The following is a 17,080-nucleotide window of genomic DNA, read 5'->3' on the forward strand; positions in this document are numbered from 1 at the left end:
TCGGGGTCTGACAATTGTGCTCACTGCTGCGTGCGTTCCGGCGCGCACCCAGTCCGTGCTGTCGGAACGCATCTGCCGGAACCCAAAACGCCCCGCAAACCTTTCGGCTTGCGGGGCGTTGGAGCGGTACGAAATTACAGCGCCGCGATGATGTCCTCGACGCGGTCCTTCGCGTCACCGAACAGCATCTGCGTGTTCTCACGGAAGAACAGCGGGTTCTGGACGCCGGCGTAACCGGCGGCCATCGAACGCTTGAAGACGATGACGTCCTTGGCGTTCCAGACCTCAAGGACCGGCATGCCCGCGATCGGCGACGACGGATCCTCAGCGGCAGCCGGGTTAACCGTGTCGTTAGCACCGATCACCAAGACGACGTCCGTCTCCGCGAAGTCGTCGTTGATCTCGTCAAGTTCCAACACAATGTCGTACGGGACCTTGGCCTCGGCCAGGAGCACGTTCATGTGGCCGGGCAGACGACCGGCGACCGGGTGGATACCGAAGCGAACTTCGACGCCCTTGGCACGCAACTTGGCGGTCAGATCGGCCACCGGGTACTGAGCCTGGGCGACGGCCATGCCGTAACCCGGGGTGATGACGACGCTCTTTGCGTTCGACAGCAACTCGGCTGCGACGTCGGCCTGGACCTCGCGGTGCTCACCGTAGTCGGTGTCGTCGGCCGGTCCGGCGACGATGCCGAAGCCACCGGCAATCACCGAAATGAACGACCGGTTCATGGCCTTGCACATGATGTAGCTCAGGTAAGCACCCGAGGAGCCGACCAGTGCGCCGGTAACGATGAGGAGGTCGTTGCCGAGCAGGAAGCCCGATGCGGCCGCGGCCCAACCGGAGTACGAGTTCAGCATCGAGATGACCACGGGCATATCGCCGCCGCCGATGGAGGCGACGAGGTGCCAGCCAAGGAACAGCGCCAGCGCGGTAATAACACCGAGGAGGACGTATCCGGCGGTGTCATCCTTCACGTCGCGAGCGACGTAGAACGCGGTCAAGACTACGAAGACCACCAGCGAGCCGACGTTGATGAAGTTCTTACCCGGCAGCATGAGCGGCGCGGACTTCATCTTGGCCGACAACTTCAGGTTGGCGACGATCGAACCGGTCAGCGTCACCGCACCGATGAAGATGCCGATTGCGACCTCTGCGGCATGAATACCGACCAGGGCGCCGTAGTCAGGATCGCTGGGGGCAGCGTGGACGCCGGTGATGGCACCGTTCCAGCCGATCAACACTGCGGCGAAACCGACGAACGAGTGCAGGAGCGCGATGAGCTCGGGCATACCCGTCATCTCGACGACCTTGGCACGCCAGAAACCGATCAGTGCGCCGACCACGATGGCACCGATCAGCAGTCCGATAGGCAGCCACTTGTTGAACGAGGCACCCGCGAACTCGAGGTGATCGAGGTCCTTGACCATCATGGTGATGGTCGCGGCCAACGCGATGGCCATACCGACCATGCCGTAGGTGAGACCGCTTTTGGCGGACTCATGCTTGCTCAGACCAGCCAGCGACAGGATGAAGAGCAGCGAGGCGACGATGTACGCCGCAAAAGTCATGGATTCAATAGTCATGGTGCGTCAGGCCCCCTTGCTGAACATCGCCAGCATGCGACGGGTGACCGCAAAGCCACCGAAGACGTTGATGGATGCGACCAGGATCGCGATGGTCGACAGCACCAGAACGGTGACGTTGGTGGTTGCCAACTGCAAGATCGCACCAACCACCACGACGCCCGAGATGGCGTTGGTGACCGACATCAGCGGCGTGTGCAGGGCATGCGCCACATTGCCGATCACGTAGTAGCCGATGACGATTGCCAACATCAGGACAGTGAAGTGCCGCGGGATGTCTCCGGGCGCGAACGCGTTGACCAGGAAGAATGCCAGCGCGCCAAGGAGGACGAGGCCGACCTTCTTGCCAGCCGACATCGGCACCTTGGGCTCAGCGACCGGTGCTGGCGCAGCTGCGGCCGCCTTGGGAGCGGCCGATACCTGAACCGGCGGCGGGGGCCACATGCCCTCGCCATTGCGGGTCACGGTGATACCGCGCTGGACGACGTCGTCCATGTCGAGCGTGAGCTCGCCATCCTTGCCCGGCGTCAGCAGTTTCAGCAGGTTCACGATGTTGGTGCCGTACAACTGCGAGGTCTGCGCGGCGAGGCGACCGGCGAGATCGGTGTAACCGAGGATGGTCACGCCGCCATCGGTGACGACCTTTTCGTCGGTGACGGTGCCGGTGGCGTTACCGCCGTTAGCGGCGGCCATATCGACGATGACGCTGCCGTGCTTCATTCCGGCGACGGTCTCGGCGCTCAGCAACTTCGGTGCCGGGCGGCCGGGGATCAGCGCGGTTGTGATGACGATGTCGGCAGCGCGTGCTTCCTCGTCGTACATCGACGCGGTCGCGGCTTCCTGCTCGGCCGTCATTTCCTTGGCGTAGCCGTCCTCAGACTTCTCCGCCTCGAAATCGACGTTGACGAACTCGGCGCCCATGGACTCGACCTGCTCGGCCACTTCGGGACGCACGTCAAAAGCGCGAACAACCGCACCCATCGCCGATGCGGCACCAATCGCAGCCAATCCGGCAACACCTGCACCGACCACGAACACGCGGGCGGGCGGGATCTTGCCCGCGGCGGTCACCTGGCCGGTAAACATGCGGCCGAACTCGTGCGCGGCCTCAACGACGGCGCGGTAGCCAGCGACGTTGGCCATCGACGACAGCACGTCCATCGACTGGGCACGGGAAATACGCGGTACGGCGTCCATCGCGAGGGCGGTAACGCCAGCGGCCGTCAACTTCTCGACGAGTTCGGGGTTGCGTGCGGGGGCCATCATCGAAATGAGGACGGCACCGCGGCGCATCCGCGCGATTTCTTCGTCAGTCGGGGCGTTGACCTTGACCACTACGTCCGCGGCCCACACCTCGTCGGCCGTCCCGACGCGAGCACCGGCATCGGCAAATGCCGTGTCGGGCTGCTCAGCCAGATTTCCTGCACCGCTCTCTACGACCACGTCGTAGCCCAGTTGCTGCAGTTGCGCGACCGTCTTGCCGGTCGCAGCGGCGAGTGTCTCGCCCGCCTTGGATTCCCGGGGGATACCGATCAGCATGTCACTGCCTCTCCCACACTCATACTCAGTCTCACCTTGTTTGTCTCACGGAATCGCGACGCACGATCGATCTGACGGTACGCTGAATGACGTCAGGCAGCAGTCCGCGCAAACGCGCGGACTTCTCGACTGAGTCGGCCAGTGCTTCATCGAACTCGCGCGACACGCTGCAGGCGGTCTTGTGGACCAGGCCTGCGGGGATGGAAAACGTGGCATGAACTTATCACGCGCCACAACACGCAACCCGGCCCGGTTAGATAGGTCACTTACTCACCGGTAATGTCCGATATTATGCGCTGCCGTTCGCGGCGTGCCGACCGGCGCGACGACCGAAGTACGAACCCTCGCCCAACTGGGTACCGCTGGCGTAACCCTTGCCGTCTTGCGCGAGATTCGCCGCGCAGGCACCGGCCGCATACAGCCCACCAATCGCCGCGCCGTCAGCCTTGAGTACTTCACCGTCTACCGAAGTAGCCATGCCACCAACGGTAAACCCGGCGTACAGCGCTTTTCCGAGGGTCATATCGAATGCCGCCCACGGGCCGGTGTCTTGAGCTGCGAGGAACTCCTGGCTCTTGTGAAAGTCCGGATCTTCGCCCTTGGCCGCGTACTCGTTGTAGCGGTCGAGGGTGGCCTTGAGAGTTTCGCGATCCAGGCCAAGCCCGTCCGCCATCTCTTCCACAGTCTCCCAGCCGTCAATAAACGGGCACAGCGGGAAATCCGGGCGTTCCATGTGCGCTTCGTCGACGATGAGGTAGGCGGCGTGATCGGTCTGATCCATCACGAATCCGGATGTTCGCGAGTGGTACGAATCCTCGGCGACGAACCGCTTGCCCTCCTTATTGACGACCAGACCGGAAAGCAGAATCGACGGCGGGTACACCGGCGCCGTAATGAAGGCCTGCTCCATGTGCTTCAGGTCAGCGCCAACCGACGCGCCCATCCGGATTCCGAGACCGTCGTCGTAGGTGTTGCCAAGAGTGAAGGGCTTCTCGGCAAGCTGCGGTACGTACTTGGCGACCATGTCGGGGTTCATCACAAATCCACCAGCGGCAATGATGACCGACGACGCCTTAATGAAGCCCTCTTCGGTGCCGGCCTTCCAATAAACGCCGCCAACCGAACCGTCTTCGTTGACGATGAGTTTGCGGGCGCCGACTTCGTAGCGGATTGGCACGCCCTGTTCGCCCAGGCGCTTCACCAGGAGTTCGATCACCATGCCAGCACCGCCGGTATCACCGGGGCGCGGAACTTTGTGGCCGCGAGGAGCGGGCACGGCCTGCTCCTTAAAGGGCCACACCTTTTCATTACCCGTGTACATCAAGCCCTGGGTCTGCGGCTGGATGACAGCTTTCTCCGGGTAGTAGGAGCGCTCAAACTGGAAGCCGAGTGCTTCGAGCCAGTTGAAGTGGTCGACGCTGTCGTCGCAGTAGGCTTTGATCTTGGCTGGTTCCGGTTCGAGAGAAACCGCGGTGATGTACTTGGCCATCTCTTCAGCGGTGTCGGTGTGACCGGTGGCCTGCTGCACGGCGGTACCACCACCGAGGTAGAAGTGACCGCCTGCCATGCAGGTCGTGGCACCGGCTGCGGCAGAACGTTCCAAGACAAGGACCGAGGCGCCCGCCTCAGCGGCTTCGACGGCCGCACAGCAGCCACCGATCCCCGCTCCGACGACCAGTACGTCGACCGTGTCGGTGTATTCGGTGATTTCGCTAGCTTTGACGATTTCGGGGAGGTCCAGTCCACTCATGGGTGACAGCCTAGACCAGAACTAGAACGTGTTCTAGACATTGGTCCAGGCTGTCACGAGATCGTTGAACTAGGCAGGCCGACTATCCCCCGTTGCCTATGCTCTCGAGCCCCCTACGCCCCTGAACCCCTACGCCCCCGAACCCAAGGTGGCATCCATGCGGAGCAGGCCCGCGCCGTCTTCGTTGACCATTTTGAGTTGGCCGATAATCCCGGAGACCGTGGCTTCTTCCTCAATCTGTTCGGCAACAAACCAGTCGATGACCGGCCGCGAATCGATATCGCCCTGCTCCTGCGACAGACGGTACAACTCGCGGATCGCCGCGGAGATTTCCCGTTCGCCGTCGAGGGCGATCTCGAAGATCTCGGTCACCGTGTCGGCCTTGACCGACGGAACTGTGATCTCGCCGATCACCGCGCGATTGCCACGACTGTTCAGGTGGGCAATCAGACGGTCCGCGTGGGCCACTTCTTCATCTGCGTGCGTCCGCATCCACGAGGCCATTCCCGGCAGATCGCGCAGGTCGAGGTCGACTGCCAGCTGGCGGTACAGCAGGGCCGAACTGAACTCCCGGGTGACCTGGCGACCAAACTCGAATTCCAACTCGTCGTTCATCTTCATAACTGCTCCCCTACCAGTGATGTGGATCGACGGACCCGAAACGGGCCACGCCGCATAACTCAACGGTAGGCGGATAGATGAACTCTGACCAGCAAGGAAAGGGTGTCCAACCTCTTGTGAGGTACGGGATACCTAACGACGCGGGGTTGCCCCTCACGTACCTGAGGTCGGTTACGTTGCCTGCGGCTTCGCCAGCGGGAAGGCCAACGATTCGCGGATTGACTGGCCGGTGATCAGCATGACAATGCGGTCGACACCCAAACCAAGGCCACCGGTTGGCGGCATGGCGTATTCGAGGGCGTTAAGGAAGTCTTCGTCCAACTCCATCGCCTCCGAATCACCACCCGCCGCCAACAACGACTGCTCGGTGAGTCGTTTTCGCTGTTCCACGGGGTCGGTGAGTTCGGTGTACGCCGTGCCAAGCTCAACACCCCACGCCACGAGGTCCCACCGTTCGGCAACGCCATCGATGCTCCGGTGCCCGCGTGTCAGGGGCGAGGTGGACGTCGGGAAGTCCTTGTAGAACGTCGGGAACGTCGTCGCGCCTTCCACCAGGTGTTCGTACAGTTCCAACACCAAATGTCCGGCGTCCCAGTCGGGACGATAAGCGATCCCCAACCCGCGGCACAGATCGCGAAGCTCATCGACGCCACTGTCCGGAGTCACCTCGACCCCGGCAGCCTCTGAGACTGCGGCATGCACCGATTTCACCGGCCACTCCCCCGAGATATCCAGCCGTTCGCGGCTGCCGTCGTCGCTAATTCGTTCAATCACCGCTCGACCATTCGCTGCGGTCGCGGCCGCGATGATCATTTCGCGCGTCAACGTCATCATCGATTCGTAATCATGGTGCGCCGCATAGGCTTCCAGGCTCGTGAACTCGGGATTGTGGGAGAAGTCCACACCCTCGTTGCGAAAGTTGCGCCCCATCTCGAAGACCTTCTCAATACCGCCGACACAAAGCCGCTTCAAGTACAGTTCCGGTGCAATCCGCAGGTATAGATCCAGGTTGTACGCGTTGATGTGCGTCCGGAATGGTGTCGCGTTGGCACCACCGTGAATTTGCTGAAGGATCGGCGTCTCGACTTCGAGGAAACCTTGGGCCCCAAGGTGATCGCGGAGCGCACGCAGCACCGCGCTGCGGGTGATTAGGAGTTCGCGACTGCGTTCGTTGATCGCCAAGTCCACGTACCGTTGTCGGACCCGCGCTTCGGGATCGGTGAGGCCACTCCATTTGTCGGGCAACGGGTGCAGACACTTACCGTTGAGCCGCCAGTCGGTCGCCAACACCGAGAGCTCGCCTTTGCGGCTAGTGCCCACCGTGCCGGTTACCTCCACCAGGTCACCGAGGTCGATGGTCGACCCGAATTCCATCGCCTGCGGGACCAGCGATTTGGCTTCGACGAGCACCTGGATTTCACCGGTCTGGTCGTGCAGGTCGGCAAAAGTCACCTTGCCAAAGTCACGTTTGGTGGTAACCCGACCGGCAATGCGAACGCGAGTGCCCTGCTCCGCGGCCCGCGCCTGCGTGACGGTGTGCGTCGGCACCTGCGCCACCGGATACGCGTCGACTCCCGCCTCGGCCAGACGCTCGAGTTTTTGTAGCCGCACCCGAACCTGCTCGGGGCGGCGGACCGTGTGCACCACGCTGCTGCGTGCCACGATCTCCAGTTCGGTGATCAACTCGTCGACGTCGACGCCATCCGGGATCGACGGCGCGCCCTCCCGGTAATGCTTTGCTCGCCACCGCTTTCCGGGCAGTTGCACAAAGCCTTCGGCAATCATCAGGGCAAAGGCCACGCGCGGCATCGCCGTGCTGTCTTCGTAACAGACGTAGCGCGGCTTCCACACCGGCTGATATTTGGCGTTCGACTTGTACAGCGACTCCATTTGGAAGAACTTCGAGAAGAACCGCAGGAACGAGTAGACGAACTTCATGACCGGTCGAGCGCCGACTTGAGGGCCTTGCTCAAAGACATCGCGGAACATCGCGAAGTTCAACGAAACCCTAGTGATGCCAATACTTTCGGCGTTGCACGCCATTTCCGAAATCATCGTCTCGACCACCCCGTTCGGGCCGCTGCGGTCGCGGCGCATCACGTCGAGGGAGACACCGCCGCGGCCCCACGGCACAAACGACAGCAGGCCAATCACCTTCTCATTGGCCGCACCCTCGTTCTCAACGGCTTCCACCACCAGGCAGTCACCGTCGGCGGCGTCACCGATACGGCCCAAGGCCATCGCGAAACCGCGTTCCTCGTCGGTGTCGCGCCAATCGTCGGCCCGCTGGATAACGCCGTCGACTTCAGCGGGGGACAGTTCACTCATCCGCCGCATCCGCACCGACACCCCGAGTCGCTTCACGCGCGAAACCGAACCGCGGACGCCCTTCATACTGGGTCCCGAGAGGGTGTAGTCGGCAACGTCGAGCAACGCCTCGTCGCCAATGTTCATGGCTTTGAAGCCCGCTGCGGCAAACGCTTCCGCCCCCTCGGTGCTGGCACCGAGAACCGCCGGATGCCAACCGTACGTCTCACACTGAGCAACAAACTCGGCAATCGCATCGGTCCACGAATCCCGGTCGCCAATCGGGTCACCGCCCGCGACGGCCGTCGACATCTCTACCCGATAGGTGATCGCCGCGCGCCCCTCGGGCGAAAACACGACAGCCTTATCGCGGCGCGTCGAAAAGTAGCCGAGCGAATCGTCTTCTCCGTAGGCATCCAGGAGCGCCCGAACCACCCGCTCGTCGTCAGCCGTCATGAGCGACCGCAGTCGCTGCGACCGGAACAGCACCCCAGCTGCGGCGATCAGCGCCAGCGCACCAAATAGGCCCAGTAGCCAGTTCACGGTCCACGACGCGTGCCCGGTAATGATCGACCGGACGTCAAGATCGGCGAAGGCAACGACGTGGTTGAACGCATAGGGCAGTCGTTCATGAGGCGACAGCGTGCCCGGAGCAACGCTGACCAAGGCCCAGCCAGCGAGGGTGCCGACCGCCAACCCGCCGAGGAGGACTCCGGATGCGGCCAGGAGCGCACCGCGTCGGACGCGAGTATTGAATTGCCGGTAGCTCACAATCAGGATCACCAGGATAACGACATTGACCGTTAGACCGATTACCGTTTCACGCCATTCATCAACCCATCCCGGATCCGAGGCAGCGACTAGCACCACCAGCAGGTTCAGGGCGGCGTAGACGGTGAGGTAGGCGACGGTGATCCACCAGGCGACGCGCTTGCGTAGCGACAATGACACCGCGAGCAAGCCCAGGACCAACGCCCAAGCGAGGCTGGTACTTGGCATCGGGAACAAAAAGTCGTCCACGAACATCCGCGGCGAGTGGATGAGCCGACGAAACGGCGGCAGCACCGCCGACAGGAACGAGATGAGCGCCAAGATGCCGACGACGGTGCCTGCGATGTGCGGGACTCGGCGGCCGATACCGCTGGGATTAGCGATGCGTTTGATAGCCGCCGACGATCGCCTATTGGCTGTGGCCTGACGATTTGCTTCAGTCACCGTGCCAGCTGGCTGCACCACAACGGCGGTCGCTTGCTGTTCCATGCGTTCAACCTAACCCCGCCGAACCTAAGGAACGCTGTGATGGGCAAGGGCGTGATGGGCAAGGGCGCCGAAGGTGCGACCCTGACACAATGAGGGCGTGGATGAAATCGAAATCTCGGACCAAAGCATCCGGCTCGGCCAGTTCCTGAAACTCGCCAATTTGATCGAGTCAGGTGCCGATGCAAAAGCAGTGATCGCTGACGGCATGGTGGCCGTGAATGGAGAAGAAGAAACCAGGCGCGGACGTCAGCTCGTGGTAGGCGACGTTGTGGAGCTTGGTGGAGTTAGCGTGCGAGTCGCAACTCAGTAATTTCTTGCTGCGTGACGAGGCGCTCGCGCTGTTCGGCGAGATCTCTCTGGGTGCGTTTGAAACCGCCGACGAAGCGTGCGAGCGTCCAGCGAGACGTGTTCCGGCGGTGCATGTAAATCGCCATCTTTCCTACCCCTAAATAGCTTGGTGCGGACCAAAGCCCCCCGGCCCAGTCTTGTATCTATTTCTATTGTCGGTCGGGAGGCGGGTAAACGTTAGCCAACCCGGCACAAAGAGTTCGGTTTCACAGGATTGCGACCACTGTGACCAGCCCAGCAAACTCCTAGCAAATAGAAGAGTTCCCCCGGTACGGCGGCTCAGTGGGAGCCACCGTACCGGGGGAAACTTCCGTATCAGCGCTGAGCGACGGTGGTCGGCGTGATCGGACTCGGGAGTTGGGTGGAACCCATCAGGTAGGCGTCGGCACCCGCTGCGGCCGCGCGCCCTTCGGCGATCGCCCACACGATCAGCGACTGGCCGCGGCCTGCGTCGCCGGCGACGAATACCCCCGGCAGGCCGTCGGCCCCGAAGTCGTCGCCGCGAGCCACGTTGCCGCGGGCGTCGTAAGTGGCGCCGAGTTCGTCGAGGAGATCGCCGCGCTCCGGGCCAACAAAGCCCATCGCGAGGAGGACCAGGTCGGCCTTCAGCTCAAAATCACTGCCTTCGACCTTCTCGAAACGCCCGCCCTTCATCATCACCTCGCTGGCCTTCAACGTGGTGACCTTGCCGTTTTCACCGGTGAACTCCTCGGTGTTGACGCTGAAGACACGCTCGCCGCCCTCTTCGTGGGCCGACGAGACACGGTACATCAGCGGGTAAGTCGGCCACGGGGTCGACTCAGCGCGCGTGACGGGCGGACGGGGCATGATCTCGAACTGGTGCACTTGCTCGGCACCCTGCCGCAAGGCGGTACCCAGGCAGTCCGCACCGGTGTCGCCGCCGCCGATGATGACAACATGCTTGCCTTCAGCCGTGATCTGACCCTCGACGACCTCGCCGGACGCCGCACGGTTGGCCTGCGGCAAGTACTCCATCGCCTGGTGGATGCCGTCGAATTCACGGCCCGGGATCGGTAGGTCGCGACCGATCGTCGACCCGTTGCACAGGATGACGGCGTCGAAGTCGCCACGCAATTGTTCAACAGTCACATCGACCCCGACATTGACGCCAGCCCGGAAAACGGTGCCTTCGGCAGCCATCTGCGCGAGACGACGATCAATGATGTTCTTTTCCATCTTGAACTCGGGAATGCCATAACGCATCAGGCCACCGATGCGGTCGGCACGTTCAAATACCGTCACGTCGTGGCCGGCGCGCGTCAACTGCTGCGCGGCCGCCAGACCCGCCGGACCCGAACCCACGATCGCCACCTTCTTGCCAGTCTTGATCGACGGCATGATCGGGACAACGGTCCCCTCGCCCCACGCGTCTTCGATCAACTCGCGTTCGACCTGCTTGATGGTGACCGCAGGCTGGTTGATGCCGAGGACGCAGGCGGCCTCGCAGGGCGCCGGGCACAACCGCCCGGTGAACTCCGGGAAGTTGTTGGTGGCGTGCAACCGGTCCATGCCCGCATCCCACTGCTTGCGGTACACGAGGTCGTTCCACTCGGGAATCAGGTTCCCCAGCGGGCAACCGTTGTGGCAGAACGGAACTCCGCAATCCATACAGCGGCTGGCCTGCGTCTCGAGCGTCGGCTTATCGAAGTCCTTGTAGACCTCTTTCCAGTCGAGCAGGCGCAGTTCGACGGGCCGGCGAACCGGCGTTTCCCGTTCGGTGTGCTTAAGAAAACCCCTTGGATCAGCCACGTGCCGCCTCCATGATTGCGTCGTTCACATCTCGTCCCGAGCGCTCGGCAACGTCGATGGCGACGAGCACTCTCTTGTAGTCGCGGGGCATCACTTTCACGAAGTGCCCCTGGGCGACGGCCCAGTCATTGAGAATCCCGGCGGCGACCGTCGAACCGGTCTCGTCGCGATGCTCGGTCAGCAGACCGGCCAGCACGGCGACGTCTTCGTCGTCGAGCTTCTCGAGGTCCACCAATTCGGTATTGAGGTTGGCCTCAAACTCGTTGTTCGGGTCGTACACGTAGGCGACGCCGCCCGACATACCGGCCGCGAAGTTGCGGCCCGTCTTGCCGAGGATCACGGCCGTACCGCCGGTCATGTACTCGCAGCCATGGTCGCCGACACCTTCGACGACGGCCTGGACACCCGAGTTGCGGACGCAGAAGCGTTCGCCGACCACACCGCGCAAGAAGATCTTGCCCGCCGTGCCGCCGAAGCCAATCACGTTGCCGCCAATGATGTTCTCTTCGGCAACAAACTCGACAGGTGCCGAGGCCGGCGGTCGGACCACCAGCTTGCCGCCGGAAAGTCCCTTACCGACGAAGTCGTTGGCGTCGCCCTCGATGCGCATGGTGATACCGCGAGGCACAAATGCCCCAAAGCTGTTGCCGGCCGACCCGGTGAAGTCGATCGAGATGGTGCCTTCCGGAAGCCCTTCGGCGCCGTACACCTTGGTCACGTTGTGACCAAGCATGGTGCCGACGGTGCGGTTCCGGTTGCTGATCGGCGACGACAGCGTGACGCGAGTCCCGGATTCGATTGCCGCGCGGGCCTTTTCGATCAGTTCGTTGTCGAGGGCCTTCTCCAAACCGTGGTCCTGCTTGCCAGAGCAGTACAGGTCCTGGTTCATGAATGGCGATTCGGGAACCGTCAGAATCGGCGACAGGTCGAGCATGCCCGCCTTGTGACTGCCCCAGTGCTTCAGCGCCTTGGTGGTGTCGAGGGCTTCGAAGTGGCCGACGGCATCCTGCAGAGTCCGGAAGCCGAGGCGGGCGAGAAGTTCACGGACCTCTTCGGCGATGTACAGCATGAAGTTCTCGACAAACTCGGGCTTGCCGGTGAAGCGTTCGCGCAGCAGCGGATTCTGCGTTGCGACACCAACGGGGCAGGTGTCGAGGTGGCACACGCGCATCATGATGCAGCCGGAAACCACCAGCGGAGCGGTGGCGAAACCGAACTCTTCACCGCCGAGGAGAGCAGCGATCATCACGTCGCGACCAGTCTTCAGCTGGCCGTCGACCTGCACCACGATGCGGTCGCGGAGCCCGTTGAGCAGCAGCGTCTGCTGGGTTTCGGCGAGACCGATTTCCCAGGGTCCACCCGCATGCTTCAGCGAGGTCAGCGGGCTGGCACCGGTACCGCCGTCGTGCCCGGAAATCAGGACGACGTCGGCGTGTGCCTTCGACACACCGGCGGCCACCGTGCCGACACCCAGCTCGGAGACAAGTTTCACGTGAATCCGAGCCTGCGGATTTGCGTTCTTCAGGTCGTGGATCAGCTGTGCGAGATCCTCGATCGAGTAGATGTCGTGGTGCGGCGGCGGCGAAATGAGGCCGACGCCCGGCGTGCTACCGCGCACCTCGGCGATCCACGGGTACACCTTGTGCGGAGGCAGCTGGCCACCCTCGCCCGGCTTGGCACCCTGCGCCATCTTGATCTGGATGTCGGTGCAGTTGCTGAGGTAGTGGCTGGTGACGCCGAAACGTCCCGACGCGACCTGCTTGATGGCGCTGCGACGCCAGTCGCCGTTCTCGTCGCGGCTGTACCGCAACGGATCCTCGCCGCCCTCACCCGAGTTCGATCGCGCACCGAGGCGATTCATCGCAACCGCGAGAGTCTCGTGGGCTTCGGCCGAAATGGAGCCGTAGCTCATCGCACCGGTCGAGAAGCGCTTGACGATCTCGCTGGCTGGCTCCACCTTGTCGATCGGGATCGGATCACGGTCACCGAAGTTGAAGTCGAAGAGGCCACGGAGGGTACCTAGACGCGTCGACTGATCGTCGACGAGCTTGGTGTACTCCTTGAATACCGAGTACTGACCGGTGCGGGTGGCGTGCTGCAACTTGAAGACCGTGTCCGGGTTAAACAGGTGCAGTTCGCCTTCGCGCCGCCACTGGTACTCGCCGCCCACCTCAAGTTCTCGGTGCGCGCGTTCGGATGGCCGGTCGGTGAAGGCCAGCGCGTGCCGCGCGGCAACCTCGCTGGCGATCTCGTCGAGGCCGATACCGTCGAGCTGGCTGTTGAGGCCGGTGAAGAACTCGTCGACAATGTCCTGGCCGAGGCCGATGACCTGGAACAACTGGGCACCGTTGTACGACGGGACGGTCGAGATGCCCATCTTGCTCATCACCTTCAGCACGCCCTTACCGGCGGCCTTGATGTAGTTGTTGCGAGCCTTGGTGAACCGCTCCACGCGCGTCATGTCATCGCCGCCCGGGAGTTCCAGGGCACCCGACTCGAGCATGTCGTCGATGGTCTCGAACGCCATGTACGGGTTGATGCCGCTGGCACCGAAGCCCACCAGGAGTGCCATGTGGTGCACCTCGCGGGCGTCGCCGGACTCGATGATCAGGCTGGCGCGGGTACGCGTGCGTTCGCGCACCAAGTGATGGTGAACAGCCGCGGTCAACAGCAGCGACGGGATTGGCGCGAAAGTCTCGTCGGACTCGCGGTCCGACAACACGATGATCCGCGCACCGTCGGCGATAGCCGCCGAGACCTTGCTGCGGACACCGTCGAGCGCGCGGCGCAGTCCGTCGCCACCTTCAGCGATCGGGTACAGGCCGTGAATGTGGACGGACGGGAAGCCGGTTGCCGGGCCATCAATCTCGACCAAGCGAGCGAGATCGACGTTGTCGAGCACAGGCTGACTCAAGACAATTTGCTTAGCCGAATCGGCACCCGGGTTCAGCAGGTCGCGCTCGCCACCAATGCGGATGCCGAGGCTGGTCACAACCTCTTCGCGGATCGCGTCGAGCGGCGGGTTCGTGACCTGGGCAAACATCTGCTGGAAGTAGTCGAACAGCATCCGCGGCCGATTCGAAAGAACCGCGACCGGCGTATCGGTACCCATCGAGCCGAGGCCCTCTCCACCGGTAAGCGCCATCGGCGCAATCAGCATCTTGAGATCTTCGGTGGTGTAGCCGAACATCTGCTGACGCAGGCTCACACGGTCGTGCGCCATGAATTCGAGCGGCGGACCGGGCAGATCGGCGAGCGCCACCTGGTTGGCGTCGAGCCACTCCTGGTACGGGTACTCGCTGGCGAGGGAGTCCTTGATTTCCTCGTCGGCGACGATCCGTCCCTGAGCGGTGTCGACCAGGAACATCTTGCCCGGACGCAGGCGCGACTTGATGATGACGTCGGCCGGATCGATATCGAGGACACCCACCTCCGAGCCCAGGACAACGAGGCCGTCCTTGGTGACCCAGATGCGCGACGGGCGCAGACCGTTGCGGTCCAGCACGGCACCAATCACGGTGCCATCGGTGAAGCACACCGACGCGGGTCCGTCCCACGCTTCCATGAGCGCCGAGTGGTACTCGTAGAAGGCGCGGTGTTCAGGCTTCATATCTTCGCTGCGTTCCCAGGCTTCCGGGACCATCATCAGCATGGCGTGCGGCAGGCTGCGGCCACCGAGGTGCAGTAGTTCGAGGACCTCGTCGAATCGTGCGGTGTCCGATGCACCCGGCGTGCAGACGGGGAAGACCTTCTCGAGGTCTTCGGTGCTGAAACCGTTGTCGCGGCCGCGGAGCAGCGCTTCGCGGGCACGCATCCAGTTTTCGTTACCGGTGACGGTGTTGATTTCACCGTTGTGGGCGACACGGCGGAACGGGTGCGCGAGCGGCCACGACGGGAAGGTGTTGGTCGAGAAGCGGCTGTGGACCATGCCGAGCGCGCTCTCCACACGCTCGTCCTGCAGGTCCAGGTAAAAGTCGCGCAGCTGCGGGGTCGTCAGCATGCCCTTGTAAACAAAGGTCTGCCCCGACAGGCTCGGGAAGTACACGGTTTCGCGGCCAGGGCCGTCCTGACCTGCACCCTTTTCACCCAGCTCGGCCTGGACACGCTTGCGGATCACGTATGCCTTGCGTTCGATCGCAGCAACCTCGTCGGCGGTGGGAACGTGACCGGCTGCAGCGCCGGAGCCGATGAAGATTTGCCGGAACGTCGGCATCGCATCGCGGGACAGAGCACCGAGCGACGACTCGTCGACCGGCACATCGCGCCAGCCGAGCACCGTGAGGCCTTCGGACTCGACGATCGCTTCAACCCCGGCGACCGCGCCGGCCACTTCGCTTGAGGCTTGCGGGAGGAATGCGATTCCGGTGACGTAGGCACCTTCGGCGGGGAGCTCGAAATCGACCACCTGGCGGAGGAAGCTGTCGGGAACCTGAATCATGATGCCCGCGCCGTCACCCGTGTTGGGTTCGGCACCGGCGGCACCGCGATGCTCGAGGTTCACCAGAGCGGTAATGGCCTTTTCGACGATGTCGCGGCTGCGACGGCCATGCATGTCGACAACAAAGGCAACGCCACATGCGTCGTGTTCGTTAGCCGGATCGTAGAGCCCAACGGGCCCCGGCAAGTGCTTCATGAATCTGCCTACTCCGCACGCGACGTTGCGTACTAAAACGTACTGGAGAGTCCCGGATCAGAAGTCGATGCGAACCAGCGCACCGCCCGGGGAATTCAGCTTCATTGCTGGCCCGCTCAAGCCGCAGGAGAAATCCCCTGGACACAAGCGCAGTGATTTCAGTATTCCACTTCGCAGCCAATGAGGCAAAAAGTGGCGTTACAGTGCGGTTGTGAAGCCCAGATCACCGGCAGATGAAGTGTCCGGATTCCAAAAGGTCGGTGCCCCACCGCACACGCCGTCACTGCGCGCGCGGGCGTTCGCAAAGTCGACTGTGGCCTCGCGGCCATTGATGGCGGCGGTCGGACGCGGCGCACTCGGCGGTCCTCTCCTGCTCACGGCGACCCGCCCCGGGATCAATAGCGGGCTGTCGTTGTTGAGTCCAGTCCCGAAAGGAACGCGCACTTCCCTCGTTCGGGAACACACGACCACCGGCCAGGTTCGTGGCGAATGGGTTCACCAGCGCAGCGGCCTCGGAGTTAGTGGAGTTGCCAGTGGGGTGCCCAACCCATCGTCGGGCACCTCGATCATGTACTACCTGCACGGCAGCGGGTACGTGATCTGCTCGCCGCGGACCCACCGCGGCCTGGTGTCGCGATTGACGCGGCGGTCGGGCATCGGCACCTTCAGCCTCGACTATCGCCTCGGCCCCGAGTATCGCTGGCCCGCCGGGGGCGACGACGCCATTCGCGGCTACCGCTGGCTGCTGTCGCGGGGCTTCGATCCGAAGCAGATCATCGTCGCTGGCGACTCGGCTGGCGGGCATCTCGCATTGGACTTATTGGCCGCGAACCACCGCGACGGCGTCGGACAACCGGCGGCGATGGCATTGTTCTCGCCGCTCTACGACCCGTCGTTCCAGATGGCGCGCAAGTTGGAGTCACGCGGTGTCCGCGATCCCATTATCGACGTGTCCGGGGCGCAGAAAATGTTGGGCCTCTACACCGGAAACGCCGACCCGAACGACCCTCGGATGCGTGTCGTCTTAACGGCCGACATGGACTTGCCGCCGACGCTAATTCAGGTTGGCGATCGGGAGGTTATGGCCGACGACGCGCGCGCAATTCATGGTCGAATTTTGGATGCGGGCGGCCGCTCACAATTGCAGGAGTGGCCAGGCCAGGGGCACGTATTCCAAATGTTCCCGTACTTCACTCCGGAATCGCATCGCGCCGTATCCTCGGCCGGTGACTTCATTGCCCGTTATAGTCGGATTCACTAGTA

General features: G+C 63.0%; 9 protein-coding genes. 2 read left to right on the forward strand and 7 right to left on the reverse strand.

Annotated features, from left to right (window positions below; genetic code table 11):
- Positions 1 to 134: 134 nt before the first annotated feature.
- The 5 genes from pntB to lysX all read right to left on the reverse strand — a co-directional run bounded on the left by pntB (position 135) and on the right by lysX (position 9,066).
- On the reverse strand, positions 135 to 1,589 hold the full coding sequence (gene pntB / locus AC1L34_RS13895; protein ID WP_424295049.1) for a Re/Si-specific NAD(P)(+) transhydrogenase subunit beta: 1,455 nt from the start codon (positions 1,587 to 1,589) through the stop codon (positions 135 to 137).
- 6 nt (positions 1,590 to 1,595) lie between these two features.
- Positions 1,596 to 3,128, reverse strand: a complete 1,533-nt coding sequence (locus tag AC1L34_RS13900) for a Re/Si-specific NAD(P)(+) transhydrogenase subunit alpha (protein ID WP_424322467.1) — start codon at positions 3,126 to 3,128, stop codon at positions 1,596 to 1,598.
- A gap of 289 nt (positions 3,129 to 3,417) precedes the next feature.
- Positions 3,418 to 4,878, reverse strand: coding sequence for an FAD-binding protein (locus AC1L34_RS13905; RefSeq protein WP_424295052.1), 1,461 nt, complete (start codon positions 4,876 to 4,878; stop codon positions 3,418 to 3,420).
- 129 nt (positions 4,879 to 5,007) lie between these two features.
- Positions 5,008 to 5,499, reverse strand: coding sequence for a ferritin (locus AC1L34_RS13910; protein WP_424295054.1), 492 nt, complete (start codon positions 5,497 to 5,499; stop codon positions 5,008 to 5,010).
- Positions 5,500 to 5,670: 171 nt separating this feature from the next.
- Complete coding sequence (gene lysX, locus AC1L34_RS13915; RefSeq protein WP_424322466.1) at positions 5,671 to 9,066, reverse strand: bifunctional lysylphosphatidylglycerol synthetase/lysine--tRNA ligase LysX; 3,396 nt, start codon at positions 9,064 to 9,066, stop codon at positions 5,671 to 5,673.
- Between the two features lie 97 nt (positions 9,067 to 9,163).
- Here lysX and AC1L34_RS13920 point away from each other — a divergent pair, with 97 nt between their 5' ends.
- Positions 9,164 to 9,376 (forward strand): RNA-binding S4 domain-containing protein, encoded by a 213-nt coding sequence (locus AC1L34_RS13920; protein ID WP_424295058.1) that lies wholly within the window; start codon positions 9,164 to 9,166, stop codon positions 9,374 to 9,376.
- Positions 9,377 to 9,729: 353 nt separating this feature from the next.
- Here AC1L34_RS13920 and AC1L34_RS13925 read toward each other — a convergent pair whose 3' ends face one another.
- Both AC1L34_RS13925 and gltB read right to left on the reverse strand, forming a co-directional pair.
- The gene (locus AC1L34_RS13925; RefSeq protein ID WP_424295059.1) at positions 9,730 to 11,184 is read right to left on the reverse strand and encodes a glutamate synthase subunit beta; all 1,455 of its coding nucleotides are present in this window, start codon (positions 11,182 to 11,184) and stop codon (positions 9,730 to 9,732) included.
- Positions 11,177 to 15,817, reverse strand: coding sequence for a glutamate synthase large subunit (gltB, locus tag AC1L34_RS13930; RefSeq protein WP_424322465.1), 4,641 nt, complete (start codon positions 15,815 to 15,817; stop codon positions 11,177 to 11,179). The genes AC1L34_RS13925 and gltB overlap by 8 nt, the downstream gene beginning before the upstream one ends.
- A gap of 211 nt (positions 15,818 to 16,028) precedes the next feature.
- On the opposite strand from gltB, the gene AC1L34_RS13935 reads away from it, so the two are divergent.
- On the forward strand, positions 16,029 to 17,078 hold the full coding sequence (locus tag AC1L34_RS13935; RefSeq protein ID WP_424294112.1) for an alpha/beta hydrolase: 1,050 nt from the start codon (positions 16,029 to 16,031) through the stop codon (positions 17,076 to 17,078).
- Positions 17,079 to 17,080: the final 2 nt, after the last annotated feature.

The organism is Gordonia sp. 34D (genome assembly GCF_056682775.1).

What these genes read in the sequence shown, in the direction of transcription:
- AC1L34_RS13910 (WP_424295054.1), bottom strand. Translation starts at nt 5,499, where the DNA reads ATGAAGATGAACGACGAGTTGGAATTCGAGTTTGGTCGCCAGGTCACC.
- pntB (WP_424295049.1), bottom strand. Translation starts at nt 1,589, where the DNA reads ATGACTATTGAATCCATGACTTTTGCGGCGTACATCGTCGCCTCGCTG.
- AC1L34_RS13900 (WP_424322467.1), bottom strand. Translation starts at nt 3,128, where the DNA reads ATGCTGATCGGTATCCCCCGGGAATCCAAGGCGGGCGAGACACTCGCC.
- gltB (WP_424322465.1), bottom strand. Translation starts at nt 15,817, where the DNA reads ATGAAGCACTTGCCGGGGCCCGTTGGGCTCTACGATCCGGCTAACGAA.
- lysX (WP_424322466.1), bottom strand. Translation starts at nt 9,066, where the DNA reads ATGGAACAGCAAGCGACCGCCGTTGTGGTGCAGCCAGCTGGCACGGTG.
- AC1L34_RS13905 (WP_424295052.1), bottom strand. Translation starts at nt 4,878, where the DNA reads ATGAGTGGACTGGACCTCCCCGAAATCGTCAAAGCTAGCGAAATCACC.